The 15,956-nt window shown below is 46.0% G+C and carries 17 protein-coding genes; 4 read left to right on the top strand and 13 right to left on the bottom strand.

The window, feature by feature from the left end; all coding sequences use genetic code 11:
- Positions 1-40: 40 nt before the first annotated feature.
- The 9 genes from ACYVGR_RS33680 to nadA all read right to left on the bottom strand — a co-directional run bounded on the left by ACYVGR_RS33680 (position 41) and on the right by nadA (position 7,458).
- Positions 41-589: a Spy/CpxP family protein refolding chaperone gene (locus ACYVGR_RS33680; protein ID WP_460964719.1), complete on the bottom strand. Its 549-nt coding sequence runs from the start codon at positions 587-589 to the stop codon at positions 41-43.
- Entirely contained in the window at positions 568-891 is a 324-nt protein-coding gene (locus ACYVGR_RS33675) for a hypothetical protein (RefSeq protein WP_460964717.1), read from the bottom strand. The genes ACYVGR_RS33680 and ACYVGR_RS33675 overlap by 22 nt, the downstream gene beginning before the upstream one ends.
- Positions 892-921: 30 nt before the next feature.
- Positions 922-1,518, bottom strand: coding sequence for an RNA polymerase sigma factor (locus tag ACYVGR_RS33670; RefSeq protein ID WP_460964715.1), 597 nt, complete (start codon positions 1,516-1,518; stop codon positions 922-924).
- 71 nt (positions 1,519-1,589) lie between these two features.
- On the bottom strand, positions 1,590-2,630 hold the full coding sequence (locus tag ACYVGR_RS33665; protein WP_460964713.1) for an aminoglycoside phosphotransferase/kinase family protein: 1,041 nt from the start codon (positions 2,628-2,630) through the stop codon (positions 1,590-1,592).
- A gap of 97 nt (positions 2,631-2,727) precedes the next feature.
- On the bottom strand, positions 2,728-4,101 hold the full coding sequence (locus tag ACYVGR_RS33660; RefSeq protein ID WP_460964711.1) for a glutamine synthetase family protein: 1,374 nt from the start codon (positions 4,099-4,101) through the stop codon (positions 2,728-2,730).
- A gap of 174 nt (positions 4,102-4,275) precedes the next feature.
- Positions 4,276-5,862 (bottom strand): L-aspartate oxidase, encoded by a 1,587-nt coding sequence (gene nadB / locus ACYVGR_RS33655; protein ID WP_460964710.1) that lies wholly within the window; start codon positions 5,860-5,862, stop codon positions 4,276-4,278.
- A gap of 7 nt (positions 5,863-5,869) precedes the next feature.
- Positions 5,870-6,241: a DUF5615 family PIN-like protein gene (locus ACYVGR_RS33650; RefSeq protein ID WP_460964708.1), complete on the bottom strand. Its 372-nt coding sequence runs from the start codon at positions 6,239-6,241 to the stop codon at positions 5,870-5,872.
- On the bottom strand, positions 6,225-6,455 hold the full coding sequence (locus ACYVGR_RS33645) for a DUF433 domain-containing protein (protein WP_460964706.1): 231 nt from the start codon (positions 6,453-6,455) through the stop codon (positions 6,225-6,227). Before ACYVGR_RS33645 ends, ACYVGR_RS33650 begins: the two co-directional genes overlap by 17 nt.
- Positions 6,456-6,468: 13 nt before the next feature.
- On the bottom strand, positions 6,469-7,458 hold the full coding sequence (gene nadA / locus ACYVGR_RS33640) for a quinolinate synthase NadA (protein ID WP_460964704.1): 990 nt from the start codon (positions 7,456-7,458) through the stop codon (positions 6,469-6,471).
- A 48-nt stretch (positions 7,459-7,506) separates the two neighbouring features.
- Between nadA and ACYVGR_RS33635 the strand changes: the two genes are divergently transcribed.
- On the top strand, positions 7,507-7,650 hold the full coding sequence (locus ACYVGR_RS33635) for a hypothetical protein (protein WP_460964702.1): 144 nt from the start codon (positions 7,507-7,509) through the stop codon (positions 7,648-7,650).
- Positions 7,651-7,674: 24 nt separating this feature from the next.
- Complete coding sequence (locus ACYVGR_RS33630) at positions 7,675-8,718, top strand: 2Fe-2S iron-sulfur cluster-binding protein (RefSeq protein WP_460964700.1); 1,044 nt, start codon at positions 7,675-7,677, stop codon at positions 8,716-8,718.
- A gap of 102 nt (positions 8,719-8,820) precedes the next feature.
- Here ACYVGR_RS33630 and udk read toward each other — a convergent pair whose 3' ends face one another.
- The 4 genes from udk to atpD all read right to left on the bottom strand — a co-directional run bounded on the left by udk (position 8,821) and on the right by atpD (position 12,266).
- Positions 8,821-9,438: a uridine kinase gene (udk, locus tag ACYVGR_RS33625; protein ID WP_460964699.1), complete on the bottom strand. Its 618-nt coding sequence runs from the start codon at positions 9,436-9,438 to the stop codon at positions 8,821-8,823.
- Positions 9,439-9,649: 211 nt separating this feature from the next.
- Positions 9,650-9,895, bottom strand: a complete 246-nt coding sequence (atpC, locus tag ACYVGR_RS33620) for an ATP synthase F1 subunit epsilon (RefSeq protein ID WP_460964698.1) — start codon at positions 9,893-9,895, stop codon at positions 9,650-9,652.
- Between the two features lie 84 nt (positions 9,896-9,979).
- Positions 9,980-10,630, bottom strand: a complete 651-nt coding sequence (locus tag ACYVGR_RS33615) for a hypothetical protein (RefSeq protein WP_460964697.1) — start codon at positions 10,628-10,630, stop codon at positions 9,980-9,982.
- A 109-nt stretch (positions 10,631-10,739) separates the two neighbouring features.
- Entirely contained in the window at positions 10,740-12,266 is a 1,527-nt protein-coding gene (gene atpD / locus ACYVGR_RS33610; protein WP_460964695.1) for a F0F1 ATP synthase subunit beta, read from the bottom strand.
- 331 nt (positions 12,267-12,597) lie between these two features.
- Here atpD and malQ point away from each other — a divergent pair, with 331 nt between their 5' ends.
- Entirely contained in the window at positions 12,598-14,181 is a 1,584-nt protein-coding gene (gene malQ / locus ACYVGR_RS33605) for a 4-alpha-glucanotransferase (RefSeq protein ID WP_460964693.1), read from the top strand.
- Between the two features lie 376 nt (positions 14,182-14,557).
- Entirely contained in the window at positions 14,558-15,946 is a 1,389-nt protein-coding gene (locus ACYVGR_RS33600; RefSeq protein WP_460964692.1) for an outer membrane protein assembly factor BamB family protein, read from the top strand.
- Positions 15,947-15,956 lie beyond the last annotated feature (10 nt).

The following is a 15,956-nucleotide window of genomic DNA, read 5'->3' as shown; positions in this document are numbered from 1 at the left end:
TTGGTAAAAATACGACCCAAGCCGATTTTTCAACTAATTTCTACGGGTGGGGTGGAAAGTTTTCCGGCGGCCCGTCTGGATGACCATCTGGTGGACCATCACCATGATGATGAGGTGGGCGCTGACGTTGGCCGAAAAGATGAGCCAGATCGGCTACTAATTTCACGAAATCGGCCTGCTGATCAGAACGACAGAGCGATTTGATTTGCTGAAAATGGGAAAAGTTAAGTTCAGCAATTTGCCGCTGTACATCCGAAATTTTCCGAACTAACGTACTCTTCGTTGAATCAGGGTGAGCTTGAGTAAGTAAACCGTAATAGGATTGAAACAGTCGAACCGATTCCTTATTTAACCGCATCATTTGCTGTTTATGCTGCCTAACCAGGTCTAGGTATTGTTTTTGCTGTTGTTCATCGAAGTGAAGCCGGGCAATTATTAGTCGGGCTGGTCCTTTATCATCGGGCTGCGGATCTTGAAGTCGCTCATTATGAGGGAATTGGCTTGGTGTTAAAATCAAAAAACCAATGGTCAGCAGGTTGAGCAAGAGTAGGCCAAGTACGGCAAGGGTCAGTAGCTTTGTCCGCTCCATAGATCGTATGGTTGATTGGTAGACGGGTAAAGCTGCATGTCTGATACAACTGCGTTTAACTCAGTAGAGTTTGGACTAAAGGGGGCCGACTGCTGACTTATAATACGCCAGTTAAGTAGTAAAAGGAGGGCAAATGATGCAACGACAAGCCAGACTGTTCGAGCAGGTAAATAAACTGCGGAAGCTTCCGTATCAAGTTGGGTCTGGATTTTCGCGAATAGAAACGGACTTGGGTCAACCCGCTGGATGCCATCTGAACTAGAGAGTATATCGTTGATCCATTTATTTTTCTTAAGTTCCATATTGATTGAGACGACAGGAGTTGAGGATTCCTACGGGTTCTGTAGAGTTTTATATAAACCGGCCAATTGTTTTTTAAGATTTTCGGTTGCTCGCTGCAAAAGTGATTCAACGGCCCCTACGCTTATTACCATTATTGCCGCCGTTTCGATATTGTTCAAGCCTTCGATCTTTGTCAGAATGTAGGCTGTCTTTTGTTTGTTGGAAAGCTTGTCGATGGCGCGGAATAAGATAGCTGCATGCTCCTGGTTTTCGAGGGCAATACCTGGGTGATAAAAATCGGTAGGATGGTGTAGAACGTCGCCGGTGGAAGCATCGAACAGGCTGGTAAGGAAGGCAAACCGCTTCTGTCGCTTTTGATGTTTCAGGAAATCGAGCGATTTATTAACCGCGATTCGATAGAGCCAGGTTGTTGGACTAGCGTCTCCTTTAAAAGTACTTGCCGAGCGAAATACTTCGACAAAAACATCCTGCGTAATTTCTTCGGCATCTTCGCGATGGCGAACATAGCCCAATGCCAGCGTAAATACCTGACTTTTTGTTTGGTCATAGAAGTCCCGGAAAGCCTGATTACTGCCTTCCTGAATTTCTTTGACCAACAATGACAAGTCACGTAGATTGTTTATCATCAAGCTATATGCTCAATGCCTGGAGCGATGCTTTGACGGCTTGTCGTGAGAAAAGTCATCTATCGGGAAAGCTATATCCCTAATGCTCGTAGGATTTTATCGGCATCAAACTGCTCAATAGACGGGAAATAGATTTCGTAGGCCTCGCGTTGCAGTTTAATTGCGTAGGTTCTATGGAAAAAATAACGACCGTATTTAATCACGTAGTTGAGTATGAAAAAGCGATAGGCTTCGGGCAGGAATCGAATTTCGTTTTCGGTAAGTGGGAATATTTTATGGTACTCTTTTAAAAACAGCAGGAAGCGTTCTTCCATCAATGGCCCGATAACGTAACTAAATACCGTCCGGTCGCCAGCGTTGGAAACTACCCGGCTGAAAAAATAGAAATCCATTACTCGGTAGCTGATGCGGAACCAATCGTAATCCCAACGGGAGTAAAGTTCAAGGTTTTGCGTGACCGAAAAGTTACCAATATTCCAGTCAACGAAGACTGGCATCGTTTCTACCGTGCCTGCCACTAGCTTTTGCCGGTTTGCCAGGAATAATTCGCATTGACGTTTTAGCTCATCGATATGCAGTCGATGTTCAAACTGGCCCACTTCGGTATCTAATAAATCCAGCAGATCCCAAACATCTGAACGTAGCGTTTTGGATGATTTTGGGAGTACCGTGCTTACGCGAGAACAAGCTTTGTGAAACTTGGCGACCTGTCGGCCAAGCATTTGAATGTGATGTTCTTCTAACCGACGAGGCAGTTTTAGTTGAATTCGAATGGGGTTATAGAACACAACCCAAGCATCAACAAAACTGTCTTTATGCCGATACGTGTAGACTTGGCCGTCACGCACCAGCGATTTAGCAAGTACATTCTCAAATGGATAGAGCAGATTGTTGGCCAACGCATGAATGATACGGTGATCTTCCAGAAAATGCTCATACTTACCGAAATAAGACAACTTGGCGATGATGTGCTCGCCATCCTCAAACGTAACTTTAAAGACGTGGTTGGTCGAAACCTTTGCACTAATATCTTCAATAGTCAGGATTGGAACAGAACCATCAAACTCTGCCCAGGCCTTTTTTATAATAGTAGGATAATCGACAAGACGCATATTCTACGGTTTTCTGTTTACGGTTCACTGTTTACGGTTGCGCGAAGCGATCATGCGTCAGCCAACCGTAAACAGTGAACCGTAAACAGAAAACTCTTTAAATAATTTCAAAATATCGTTTCAGTTCCCAGTCGCTGACCTGACGGAGATATTGTCTCCATTCCCAGTCGCGAGTGCGCGTGAAATGGTCAACAAATTCGGCGCCAAACAGTTCAGCGGCCACTGGCGAATTGGCCATTGCCCGCGTGGCTTCGTCCAAATTCGTAGGTAATATACCATTCCGCTTATCGGCATAACCATTGCCAACCGAAGCTGGAATGTCTAATGTTAATTTGTGCTGGATGCCATATAAGCCAGAAGCTAATGACGCGGCTATTGCCAGATACGGATTTGTGTCGGAACCAGACACCCGATGTTCAACACGCGTATAGGCTTCCTTATGATTTAACACCCGAAGCGCAGTTGTCCGATTATCTACCGACCAGGTTAATGTAGTAGGGGCCCACGCACCTTCAACCAGCCGTTTGTAGCTGTTGATAGTCGGTGCAAACATAGGGGTAATATGGGGCAGGCAATACAATTGGCCAGCCATGAACTGGCGCATTAGCTCACTCATATTATCCGGTTGAGTGGCATCATAAAACAGATTTTTTGTCTGTTCGGGGTTCCAGAGACTCTGGTGAATATGGCCGCTACAACCGGGCAAATCAGCGTTCCATTTCGCCATAAACGTAGCCACTATACTATGCCGGTACGCAATTTCCTTCACCGCCGTTTTGAATAAAGTAGCCTTGTCGGCGGCTCTAACGACTTCATCATGCATAATGGCTGCTTCATAAACACCTGGACCAGTTTCGGTATGTAAGCCTTCGAGCGGTATATCGAATTGGGCCAACAGATCGAACAGATCATGGTAAAAGGCACTTTCGAGCGAAGGACGCAGGATAGAATACCCAAACATGCCCGGCGTAAGTGGTTCTAACTGACGGAAGTCTTTTTGCTGGAGGCTTTGGGGTGTTTCACGAAAATTGAACCACTCAAATTCCTGGGCGAATTCAGCGTGGAAACCCATTTGCTGGCACTGGCTGGCAATGCGTTTGAGCAGGCTGCGCGGGCAAGCAGCTAAAGCATAGTTAGATGGCTGACTAGTTGAACCAGGACTAAAATCGGCGAGGAAAAAGGGAATATTATCTTCCCAGGGAAGTTGCCGAAAGGTAGAAACATCAAGCCGAACAGGTGCGTCGGGATAACCTGATTGCCAGCCCGTTGTTTTACCATTATCGTAAGGCGTATCGGATGAATCCCAGCCCCAAACGACATCACAAAAGCCGAATCCATCGGTCAGACCGTCCAGAAACTTCTGTCGGTGAATGATTTTGCCACGCAGAACGCCATCAATATCGGTAAACGCATATTTGATCTTTGGGCTATCACTTTGATTGATGAAGTCGATAATGTCTTGCTGATTCATGACAGTAAGGCTTATTCCTCGGAATGCTGCCCGAAAAATTGCAGTAAATTTCCGTTCGGGCAGATACAATAAACTGGATTCGTTCGGGTAAAGCTACTTATTCCCGCGCTACCTTCCATGTTTTGCTACTATCCGATTCGTTTGAAAAGCCATAATACTGTATTCTCAGTTCAATCACTTCACATTATCCAGATTAAAATGTAAGCCACTGTTTTCGCGCCGGGCCATTGCCATTTTAATAACCAGATAAGCCACTTCGATCATGTTCCGGAGTTCGCAAATAGGAACCGATACTTTCGATTGGCGATAGAGTTCTTCGTGTTCCAAATAGATTAGTTCGAGTCGATCCATCGCTCGTTTCAAACGTCGGTTGGTGCGCACGATGCCCACATAGTTGGACATGATCGATTCCAGTTCTTTTTTCATCTCGGTCACTAGCACCAATTCTTCGGGATGCGTTGTGCCTGCGTCGTTCCAGGCTGGAATGTTATCAGGTAAAACGGCCTGATCAAGCAGCTCAACAGTTTTCTGATAAGCCCGATGACCGAATACAACGGCTTCGAGAAGTGAATTAGACGCCAGCCGATTGGCTCCATGCAATCCTGTACACGAACATTCACCAACGGCATATAAGAACTGAATGTTTGTTTGGCCCCATTCGTTGACCCGAATTCCCCCGCATAAATAATGCTGTGCTGGTACAACCGGAATGTAGTCTTTGCGCAAATCCAGTCCTAAATGATCACGACAGTAAGCAGTTATGTTTGGGAAATGCTCAACAAATCGTTCGTAGTCGCAGTGAGTTACGTCCAGATAAACATAGGGGTCCCCAGCCTTTTTCATTTCGGAGTCGATGGCTCGGGCTACAATATCACGAGGAGCCAGCGACAGACGAGGGTCATAGTTTTCCATAAACGTATCCCCCTTGCGAGTACGTAGCACACCGCCAAACCCCCGAACGGCTTCTGAAATCAGGAAGTTGGGCTTTTTGCCCGGTTCGTACAGGGCCGTTGGGTGAAACTGGATAAACTCCATGTCCTTGCCAATGCCCTTGGCGCGGTAGGCCATCGCAATGCCATCGCCAGTCGCAATGTTCGGATTCGTCGTATTCTGGTAGATATTGCCAATGCCGCCCGTTGCCAGGAGGGTTGTTTTGGCCAGAAACTGTTCGACTTGGCCCGTTTGAGTATTCAATACATATGCGCCAAAGCACTTGTTATCAGTATCGTAGCGATGAACCGTTTCGCCAAGCTGGTGGCGTGTGATAAGTTCAACGGCGTAGAAATGCGTGAAAATCTCAATGGATTTCAGCGAATTTGCTTTTTCTAAGAGTGCCCGTTCAATTTCGGCTCCAGTAATGTCTTTGAAGTGTAGAATCCGGAAATCGGAATGGCCACCTTCTTTGGCCAGATCATAATCGTTGCCGCCATGTTCTTTGTCGAAGCGCGTACCGTAATCAATCAGCTCCTGAATACGGACCGGTGCTTCGCGAACGACGATCTCAACAATATGCCGGTCGCTCAGAAAGTCGCCCGCAATCATCGTGTCTTCAATGTGTTTCTCAAACGAATCATCCTCCGACCAAACTGCCGCAATACCACCCTGTGCATATTTGGTATTGGTTTCTTCGGCTTGGACTTTTGTAATTACACCTATCTTGACGGACTGCTGTAATTTCTCAAAGTGCATTGCCAGTTTAGTGGCGTAACTCAGGCCCGCGATGCCGGAGCCGATAACCAGAAAATCAAATTGATGGGGCATTGATAGTTTATTTGCCGGGTCTAATGCGCAGTTGTTCGTTACTAAGTACAGAAAAGCTATTTATTAGCTGATCTCCTTGCGTTAAGATTACATCTATAACCCGTTGAGATTTTTCTGTACTATTCATTTTTAGTAGCCTTACTAATAGTATACCGCAATGACTCATTTGAAGCCGATGGACAAGTTCACCAAAATCTTTGTCTTCAGTGAGCAAAATCGCCTTACGATCTACTGCAATTTGTAAGACTTGTTGATCTGGTATACTAGAAAATGATTCAGCAATAGCTAGAACGACGAATCCTTTATCACGTAGTTGCTTAACAACTGCAAAATCAAAATTCTCATCAGCAACAAAAGAATAATCATCCAGCCTGGGCATAGACGACCTCATTTTTTACCGTTTCAGAAGCAAACAATAAACAAGCATATAGTGCGGCTTCTGTAACGCGTGGGTAAGCTTCTAATAGTTGGGATATTGTTTCGCCATTACCTAGCTTCTCTAAAACCAAATCAACGGGAACGCGTGTACCTTTAATAACAGGCTTTCCAAACATAGTATTTGGATCTGATGTAATATAATCTCGCCAGTTCATAGTTTTTGATTTTTTACTTACTCAACTCCAACATCCGCGCCACCGACTCATACGCCTTCAAACGAATATCTTCCGGTACAATAATCTCCGGTTGTTCGTAGAGCATGGCGTTATAGACCTTTTCCATTGTATTCATTTTCATGTACGGACACTCCGAACAGGCGCAGGTATTGTTCTGGCTGGCAGGAGCGGGAATGATTTTCTTATGCGGAACTGCCTCCCGCATCTTGTGCAGAATGCCTGCTTCAGTGCCAACGATAAACGTCTGCTCAGGGCTGTCGACTACATATTTCAATAAGGCTGTGGTTGAGCCAACATAATCGGCTTCGCTCAGAATATGCTCCTGACATTCGGGGTGGGCGATGAACTTCGCTTCGGGGTAATCTATACGAAGTTTGTGCAATTTTTCAAGTGAAATATCGATGTGCACAATGCAGGCTCCATCCCAAAGCACCATATCGCGACCAGTTTTCTTCGAAACGAAACGACCAAGGTTAGCGTCTGGCGCAAAAATGATTTTCTGATCATTCGGTAAACTTTCAACAATTTTCAGCGCATTTGACGACGTAACGATAATATCGGACAATGCCTTGATTTCGGCCGAGCAGTTGATGTACGACAACACAAGGTGATCTGGGTACTGCGCTTTAAACTCAGCAAACTTATCGGCAGGGGCTGAATCGGCGAGTGAGCAACCCGCGTTTAGATCAGGAATGACGACCTTTTTCTCGGGCGATAACACTTTCGCCGTTTCGCCCATGAAATGTACACCACAGAATACAATCATGTCGGCAGGCGTGGCGGCTGCCTGTTGCGACAAACCAAGGCTATCGCCAATGTAATCAGCTATGTCCTGAATGGCGCCATCTACGTAATAATGAGCTAGAATAACGGCATTCTTTTCTTTTTTCAGCCGGTTAATCTCGGCAACTAAATCTATGTTTTCGGCAACTGGTTTATTCACATAACCAATGCGTTGAACTTCTTCCAGGAGTGCTTCCATTGCGGGTATCGACAGGTGGTTTACTACTAAACAACGAATACTAAGAAAATGTCACGATATTCTTTCGCGAGAAAGCGTAGCGAATCCATCGCATCGGCAGATCGGCGTAGCGAATCCACCGCACCGGCGGACCGGCAGGGCGAATTTCAGGAAATCGTTTGGGCTTTCAAACAACAGCTTGTATTTGATTAGTTTTGAAAGAAAGCTGCTCTATTTATGACCGACGATTTTCTTCAATTACGCGTTGTGCGTATTGTTCGTGAAACGGCCGAGGCCAACAGTTACTTTCTGGAACCATTAAATGGTCAATTCGTTGCGTATCGTGCCGGACAGTTTCTGACACTGATCATAAATCATCATGGTCATGAGGTTCGTCGATCATATTCGCTCAGTTCGACTCCTGACGAACCATTCTTGCGGTTGACGATCAAGCGTGTTCAGAATGGAGAGATTTCGCGATACCTGCATGATACGCTACGGGTTGGCGATATGGTAACAAGCTTATACCCGGCTGGGCGGTTTACACTTGATGAAAACCAATCTGGAGACTTAGTGCTATTGGGGGCAGGCAGTGGAATTACGCCTTTATTTGCCCTTATTAAGCAGGTTTTAGGCGAAGAATCAAATCGGTCTGTAACCCTGCTCTACAGCAGTCCAAACGAACGAAATACCATTTTTAGGGAAGAACTAAACGACTTACAACTTCAGTATCCAGGTCGGTTCCGATTAATTTACTTACTGAGTAATCCGACTGAAGATTGGAACGCCTTACGAGGAAGGCTGAACAATGTAATGTTGGAGCGGCTCTTGCCTGAATTGGTTAAAAACTCAGATCCAAAAGAACTCCGTTTCTATGTATGCGGCCCAGGTGATTACATGCGAATGATCCAGTTTACTCTGGTATTCAGCGGTTTTCGGCCAGAACAGATTCGACGCGAGAATTTTGTTGTGGAGCCCGTTTTTCTAACACCACCACCTATTTCGGCCCAGGATCGAATGGTATTGTTAAAGTTGCGAGAGCGCGAGATAGAAATTCAGGTGCCAGCTTATAAGTCCATTTTACAGGCAGCTTTAGACGAGGGGATTCATTTGCCCTATAGCTGTCGAGGGGGGCGTTGTTCTACCTGTGCCGCCCGCTGTTCATCGGGAAAGGTACACATGACCATCAACGATGTACTGACGGATCGCGACCTTGCCGAAGGCTGGGTGTTAACGTGCACGGGCTATCCTGAAAGCGACGGAGTTGTGATTGAGGTTTAAAGTTTAATTGTAGCGTGGACTTCCAGTCCGCGTAGCCGAAGGCTAACATTTTTCATTTACATAGTTAGCCTTCGGCTACGCGGACTGGAAGTCCACGCTACTCTATACTTTCGTCTTCAAAAACTCAATGACTACATTCAACCCTCGCTGGTAATGGTGATTGTTCGGAATCACAATATCCGCTTCGGCACGATAGGGCTTAATAAACTGCCGATAGGTTGGCTTCACGTGGTATTTCCAACGATACATTACATCATCTAAATCATAGCCCCGCTCTTCGGCATCGCGCTTCACCCGCCGTTCGAGTTTGATGCTGTTTTTGGCATCGATGAAAATTTTCAGATCCATCTGGTCGGCCAGCTCACGGAAGTGGAAAACGAAAATTCCTTCAACAATAATGATGGGTGCAGGTTTAAACGTCAACATCCTGGGTACAACGTTAGGATTATTGAACGTATATTCTTTTTGCGTGACAGTTTCACCATTGTGTAACTGCCCGATATGCTTGGCATACAGATGGTGATCAATCGTTTCAGGTAAATCGAAATTATGGATACCCTGATCATCTACTGGAATGACATCGCGGCTGAGGTAATAATTGTCCTGCGAAATCAGGCATATTTGCTCGTCGGTGAAGGCATTCAGGATACCTTTCAGAAAGGATGTTTTACCCGAAGCACTGCCGCCGGTAATGCCGACGATGAAAGGTTTGGTTACCATGATGAAGTAAGAGAAATAACAAAGAAAGCAGGAAAACGCAAACGGCCAATAAAAAAGCGGTTCACCTGCTAAGTGAATCGCTTTTAAATCAATGGCTAAACTATTAATTGTCCAATTTAGATTTTGATCGTTTCTTTGGATTCTATTGTGTTGATAAACAATTCAATAGAATCCAAAGAAACGATCAAAATCCAATAGAATCTATTTTGGTTTAAGCAACTACAGCTTCGGCCAGAACGAGTACTTTGTTCTGGAGTACTTCAACAACACCGCCGTCAACAACGAACGTTTGTTCACCAGACGCCGTCTGAACAATAAGCTTGCCCTTATCCAATGTGCTTACCAGAGGAGCATGGTTGTTCAAAACCTGAAACTGCCCTTCGCTACCTGGAAACGTAACCGCACTAGCTTCGCCAGAAAACACCTTACGGTCGGGAGTGATAATATCTAATGTCATATATCGAATTACGATTTACGAATTACGATGGGCGATTTTGGCTGACGCACGATCTATCGTACATCGTAAATCGTACATCGTAAATCAAAGCGCTCCTTTTACAAAATTAAGCACGCTACCAATTTGAGTCTTCGCAGCGGGTTCAGCAGCTTTAGCCACTAATCCGCCCTGATCGAGTTTACCAACACTGGCTAGAGCAGTTGAAATCAGCGATTGGCCTGTCGATTGAGTGCTTCCGCCTAATGACGACAAAGCTCCACCAATACCGCTTAAGCCACTCGTTAGTTGACTTCCTTTACCCAGTAACGAGCCAGCAGCCAGAATGCCTTCGAGTTGGTTGCCACCTGAGGCTAATTTAGCCAGGCTAACAGCTTTGCCTAAAGCGCCACTACCAAGCGCTCCTGTTGGAATTAACGGAAGTAAAGCCTTCAGCTTACTTGCCTGCGCCAGTACTTTATCCTTGAATGAAGTTGGCTTAGCCTGTGCTTCGGCTTCTAAACCGGCAATACCTGTTTTCAACTCCTGCGTTGTCGTTGCTTTGTCACCTTTATCAAGGGCAGCTACTGCATTATCAAGATGAGTCGTTGCTGAAACATCCTGCACTGTCGAAGCCTTGATTGCACCACCAACAATGGATTTTGTGGGGATGGCTATAGCTTGGGCCGACATAGCCGCTGTTGTCACTAAGCAGAATGACATAAAGGCTACTCCTACTCTCAATCGAATCGTTTTCATAAAACTAAGTGTGTTTATTGTCAAACTATCAGACTTGAGGAAGGAGTTTTGGTTTCCAGCATACGATTAATAAAGTATTAAATTGTAAGCTGGAAACCTGAAATATGGCTTATTGACCAGCCTCTTTCAACATTTTCTCTCCTTTGGCAACTGCATCTTCAATGGTACCAACGAGGTTGAATGCAGCTTCTGGTAGGTGATCGTATTTACCGTCGATGATCAGGTTGAAGCCTTTGATGGTATCTTCAATCGGCACCAGAACGCCTTTCAGACCGGTGAACTGTTCAGCTACGAAGAAAGGCTGCGACAGGAAGCGTTGTACACGACGAGCGCGGCTTACAACCAGTTTGTCTTCTTCCGAAAGTTCTTCCAGACCAAGAATCGCGATGATATCCTGCAATTCTTTGTAGCGTTGCAGAATCTCTTTTACGCGTTGAGCGGTATTATAGTGCTCGTCGCCCAGGATTTCGGCAGACAGAATCCGCGAAGTCGAATCAAGCGGGTCAACGGCAGGATAGATACCCAGCTCAGAAATTTTCCGGCTTAATACCGTTGTAGCATCTAAGTGAGCAAAGGTGGTAGCCGGAGCAGGGTCAGTTAAGTCATCGGCAGGTACATAAACGGCCTGTACCGATGTGATTGAACCCCGTTTGGTTGAGGTGATACGTTCCTGCATGACACCCATTTCGGTAGCCAACGTAGGCTGGTAACCTACCGCCGATGGCATCCGGCCTAAAAGAGCCGATACCTCCGAACCTGCCTGGGTAAAGCGGAAAATGTTATCAACGAAGAACAGAATATCACGACCGGCACCTTCGCCGTCACCATCACGGAAGTGTTCTGCAATAGTCAGACCCGACAGAGCTACCCGAGCACGTGCTCCAGGAGGCTCGTTCATCTGTCCGAATACGAAAGTCGCCTGGCTTTTGGTCATCTCTTCCAAATCAACTTTGGTCAGATCCCAGCCGCCTTCTTCCATCGAATGTTTGAATGCATCACCGTATTTAATGATCCCAGCTTCAATCATCTCGCGGAGCAGGTCATTTCCTTCGCGGGTACGTTCGCCCACGCCAGCAAATACCGACAGACCTGCGTAAGCCTTCGCGATGTTGTTGATCAATTCCTGAATCAATACGGTTTTACCTACACCAGCACCACCGAAGAGACCAATTTTACCACCTTTCGCGTAAGGTTCCAGCAGGTCAATTACTTTGATACCTGTGAAAAGAACTTCGGTTGAGGTGGCGAGGTCTTCGAATTTAGGCGCAGCCCGGTGAATAGGAAGGCCAGTACCGGTTGTTTTTGGTTGTGGGATACCATCAATGGCATCACCAACCACGTTAAATAACCGACCCCGAATTCCGTCGCCGGTAGGCATTGTGATTTGAGCACGAAGGTCAATAACATCTAAGCCGCGATACAGCCCGTCGGTAGAGTCCATCGCAATTGCCCGTACACGGTCTTCGCCAAGGTGTTGCTGAACTTCCAGAATGACCTGTTGGCCATTGGGTTTTGTTACTCTGAGGGCGTCCAGAATGGCGGGAATCCGGGTGCCTTCGCCCTCGAAACTCACGTCCACGACCGGCCCGATTATTTGCGTAATCTTACCCGTATTGACTGCCGTTGCGTTACTCATTGGTATGTGGTATTTCTTTATTGAAATGTTGCCCGTTGTTTGGGACTGCAAAAGTAGGAGAAAAACCGCGTAAGGTCAAGAATCAATGAAGTCATTTTCCTATTGATTCGCAATCAAATAGGTTTGGCAGTTAGCTTTTTACGTGAAAAGTCAAACAAAAATAACCCGGAGCGGATTTGTACAAAAACAAGTCGCTAGCTAATAGTCCTTAGTCAACAGTCATCAGCCAATGGTTCATAGTTAGTAGAGAACTGATCGCTAACGCTGTCAACTGACGACTATTGACTATCGACTTATTGACTAACGATACTGACTCAACGACTCTTTTTTCATGCTTCAACAACGTTCAAGTGGCTTGCTGCTTCATATTACCTCATTGCCTTCTGCGCACGGTGTTGGCGATTTAGGCCCCGAAGCTTATCGCTTTGCTGATTTTCTGGAAGCATCAGGACAAACCTATTGGCAAATTCTTCCGCTTACGCCCGTTGATCCAGGTTCGGGATTTTCTCCCTACAGTAGTCCATCGGCTTTTGCTGGAAATATTCTGATGATTAGTTTGGAGAAATTGGTAGAAGAAAATCTGCTCAGTCAGGAAGCGCTGGATGTGTTTAATGAGCAGCCTGTTCACGACGTAACCGTAACCGAGCCGATTAGCGTATCGGGCAATACGACCCCAACCATATTAGCAGGTCCTCTTGTGTTGGCCCCGAATACAATGCATGCGGCCTGGATAAAAAAACGCCCTCTGCTGCAACAGGCGGCCGAAGTATTTTTACGGGATGCGGTTCCGGCCCAACGCAGTGATTATGAACGTTTCTGCGCTTGGCAAGCCGATTGGCTAAATGATTACGCGCTATTTACGGCCTTGCAGGAATCGACAGGTGAGCCTACCTGGGTGCGTTGGCCGGAGGAACTCGTCAGGCGTGATCCGACAGCATTGGCTCGCCAGATCGACTTGTTGCATGATCGTATTGAGGTCGTTAAGGTGATGCAGTACTTTTTCATGCGACAGTGGAATGAATTGACCGCCTATTGTTATGGAAAAAAAATTCATTTGATCGGCGATATTCCCATCTACATTCAATTCAATAGTGCCGATGTTTGGGCTAACCCGACTTTGTTTAAGCTCGACGCGAACTTTCAGCCCTTATTCGTCGCTGGAGCTCCGCCCGATTATTTTAGCGAGTATGGGCAGCGATGGGGTAACCCCATTTACGACTGGGCCGAGCATGAACGTACAGGATTTGCGTGGTGGATGCATCGGTTACGGCATCAGATGTCTTTATACAGCCTAACCCGATTAGACCATTTTCTGGGATTTGCCGTGTATTGGGAAATTCCGGCTAATGAACCAACAGCTAAAGTAGGTGAGTGGGTAAAAGCGCCTATCGAAGCTTTTATGCACGCCATGCACCGGCAGTTTGTCCAACTGCCTATTATTGCCGAAGATTTGGGGGCTAAAGCCGCCGAAATACAACCGTATTTGCGACACTATGGAATTCCAGGCATGCGAGTCGTTCAATTTGGGTTTGGGTACGACATGCCTACCTCAACGCACGCCATTCACAACCATACCGAAAACTTTGTTGTGTACTCAGGTACTCACGACAATAATACAACACTAGGCTGGTTCCACGAGTCGGATGAAATTCATCGGCAACGCATGAATGATTACCTGGGTTACAAAGTCACGGATAGGAATGTCGTAGAGCAGATTTGCCGATTGACTATGCAGTCGGTTGCGCGACTGGCGATAATGCCCGTTCAGGATATTCTGAATCTGGATGAAATGCATCGGATGAATACGCCTGGCCTGGGTGGACGAAGCTGGCAGTGGCGCTTACAAGCTGATCAATTGACTAATAAGATTGCCGATAAATTATTGAAACTGACAAAGATGACAGGGCGGGCATAAGTATATGGTTAAGTTAAAAGCACCTCTTTATGGCCTTGATTTTTGTCTGAAAATCTGAAAGAAATAAATTTATTGTTAGCAGAGTGACCATTTGTTATCCTCGTTCTCGATCAAAATGATTGTATAGAACGAGGTTTTTTTATGATATAAATTGGGCAAATAAACTGATATATATTTTTTGTATGTCTAAATGTCACTTTGGCATTATATATGTTTTAGAGTCAGAGATAACCATATTGATTGGCATACATCTACCAAAACAGGATTTCTTTTTCTGAGAGATCGACTAAAAAATAAGCGCCTTTACTATTCATACGCCGAATTGCTAATTAATTCGGCACGCTCACCCGTTTACTCAAATTAATCTACACTACTCATGTTGCGAAATTTATTGAGCCCCTTTCTACAGCTAACTGGACTTGTATTAGTTGTTGTGGCTTGTCAAAGTTCGGTCGATACCCAGCCTGTTAGCACAGCAAAAAATATTACTGCGTTCTCACTTCCCTATCTTTCTCCAGCCGTTACTGGCGTTATCGATTCGGTTATTCATACGGTTCGGGCTACAGTGCCAGCTGGCGCTGATTTAACTAAATTATCGCCCGGCATTACAATATCGCCCAATGCTGTGATAACGCCTGGCTCTACAGTTGCTCGGGATTTTACAAAACCGGTTTCGTATACTGTCACGGCGCAGGATAATACGGTCCAGACGTATACCGTCACGATCAGTGTAGCCAGTTCTATTACAAATGGTGGTTCGTATGTGTATATCGGCAATGGCATTGGTAATTTTTTTGCTGTCGATGGAGGTACGGGGGCGGTTAAATGGCGGGTTTCCACGGGGTCGTCCATTACATCGAGTGCGTTTGCGGCAGTTGGAATGGCGTTTACGGGAAGCGACAATGGGAATCTCTATGCCTTTGATGCGGAAACAGGAACGCAACGCTGGAAAGTCAGTACAGGAAACAGTATCTTATCCAGCCCGGTGGTTTCGGGTACCACCGTGTTTGTGGGTAGTGAAGACCAAAATCTATATGCGCTCAATGTGCTGACGGGGGCCATACGCTGGAAATTCGGCACAGCGGGTGGGGTTACTTCAAGCCCTACAGTTGTGAATGGACAAGTATACTTCGGAAGTAAAGATCAGACGCTCTATGCCCTTGATGCCACTACCGGAACGCAACGCTGGAAATTTGGTGCTGGTGGTCAAATTACGTCTAGCCCTGCCGTAGTAGGTAGCCTGGTGTATATCGGTACCAACGATTACAATCTTTACGTACTGGATGCGGCTACCGGAGCAATTAAATGGCAATACGCTACAGGCGGCCTGGTAACGTCTAGCCCGGTGGTTTCTAATGGCATTGTGTACATTGGCAGCGAAGATAAAACGCTCTATGCCCTTGATGCTACAACTGGTACCTTACGGTGGAAATATGGCACCTCTGGGCGAATAACTGCCAGTGCAGCCGTTGAAAATGGCATTGTTTATATAGGTAGTGAAGACAAGACAATGTATGCTTTCGATGCCACGACTGGTACTTTACGCTGGCGGTATAACACTGGGGGTATTGTTAGCGCAAGCGCCGTCGTGTATAATGGCTTTGTTTATTTCGGGAGCCAGGACTCCAGCTTGTATTGTCTGAATGCCACCAATGGTGTATTGCGGTGGCGTGTGCCGCTGGATGCTAAGCTTCTGGCTAGTCCTTGCCTTCTAAACAGCGACTTTGTACCTTTCGCATCTGGAATTAGTGGCGGGCATCAGTAGTTACGCAGGC

The sequence above is a fragment of the Spirosoma litoris genome, assembly GCF_054776755.1.
The sequence above is the reverse complement of the archived record's forward strand: the minus strand, read 5'-3'. Positions and strand labels throughout refer to the sequence as shown.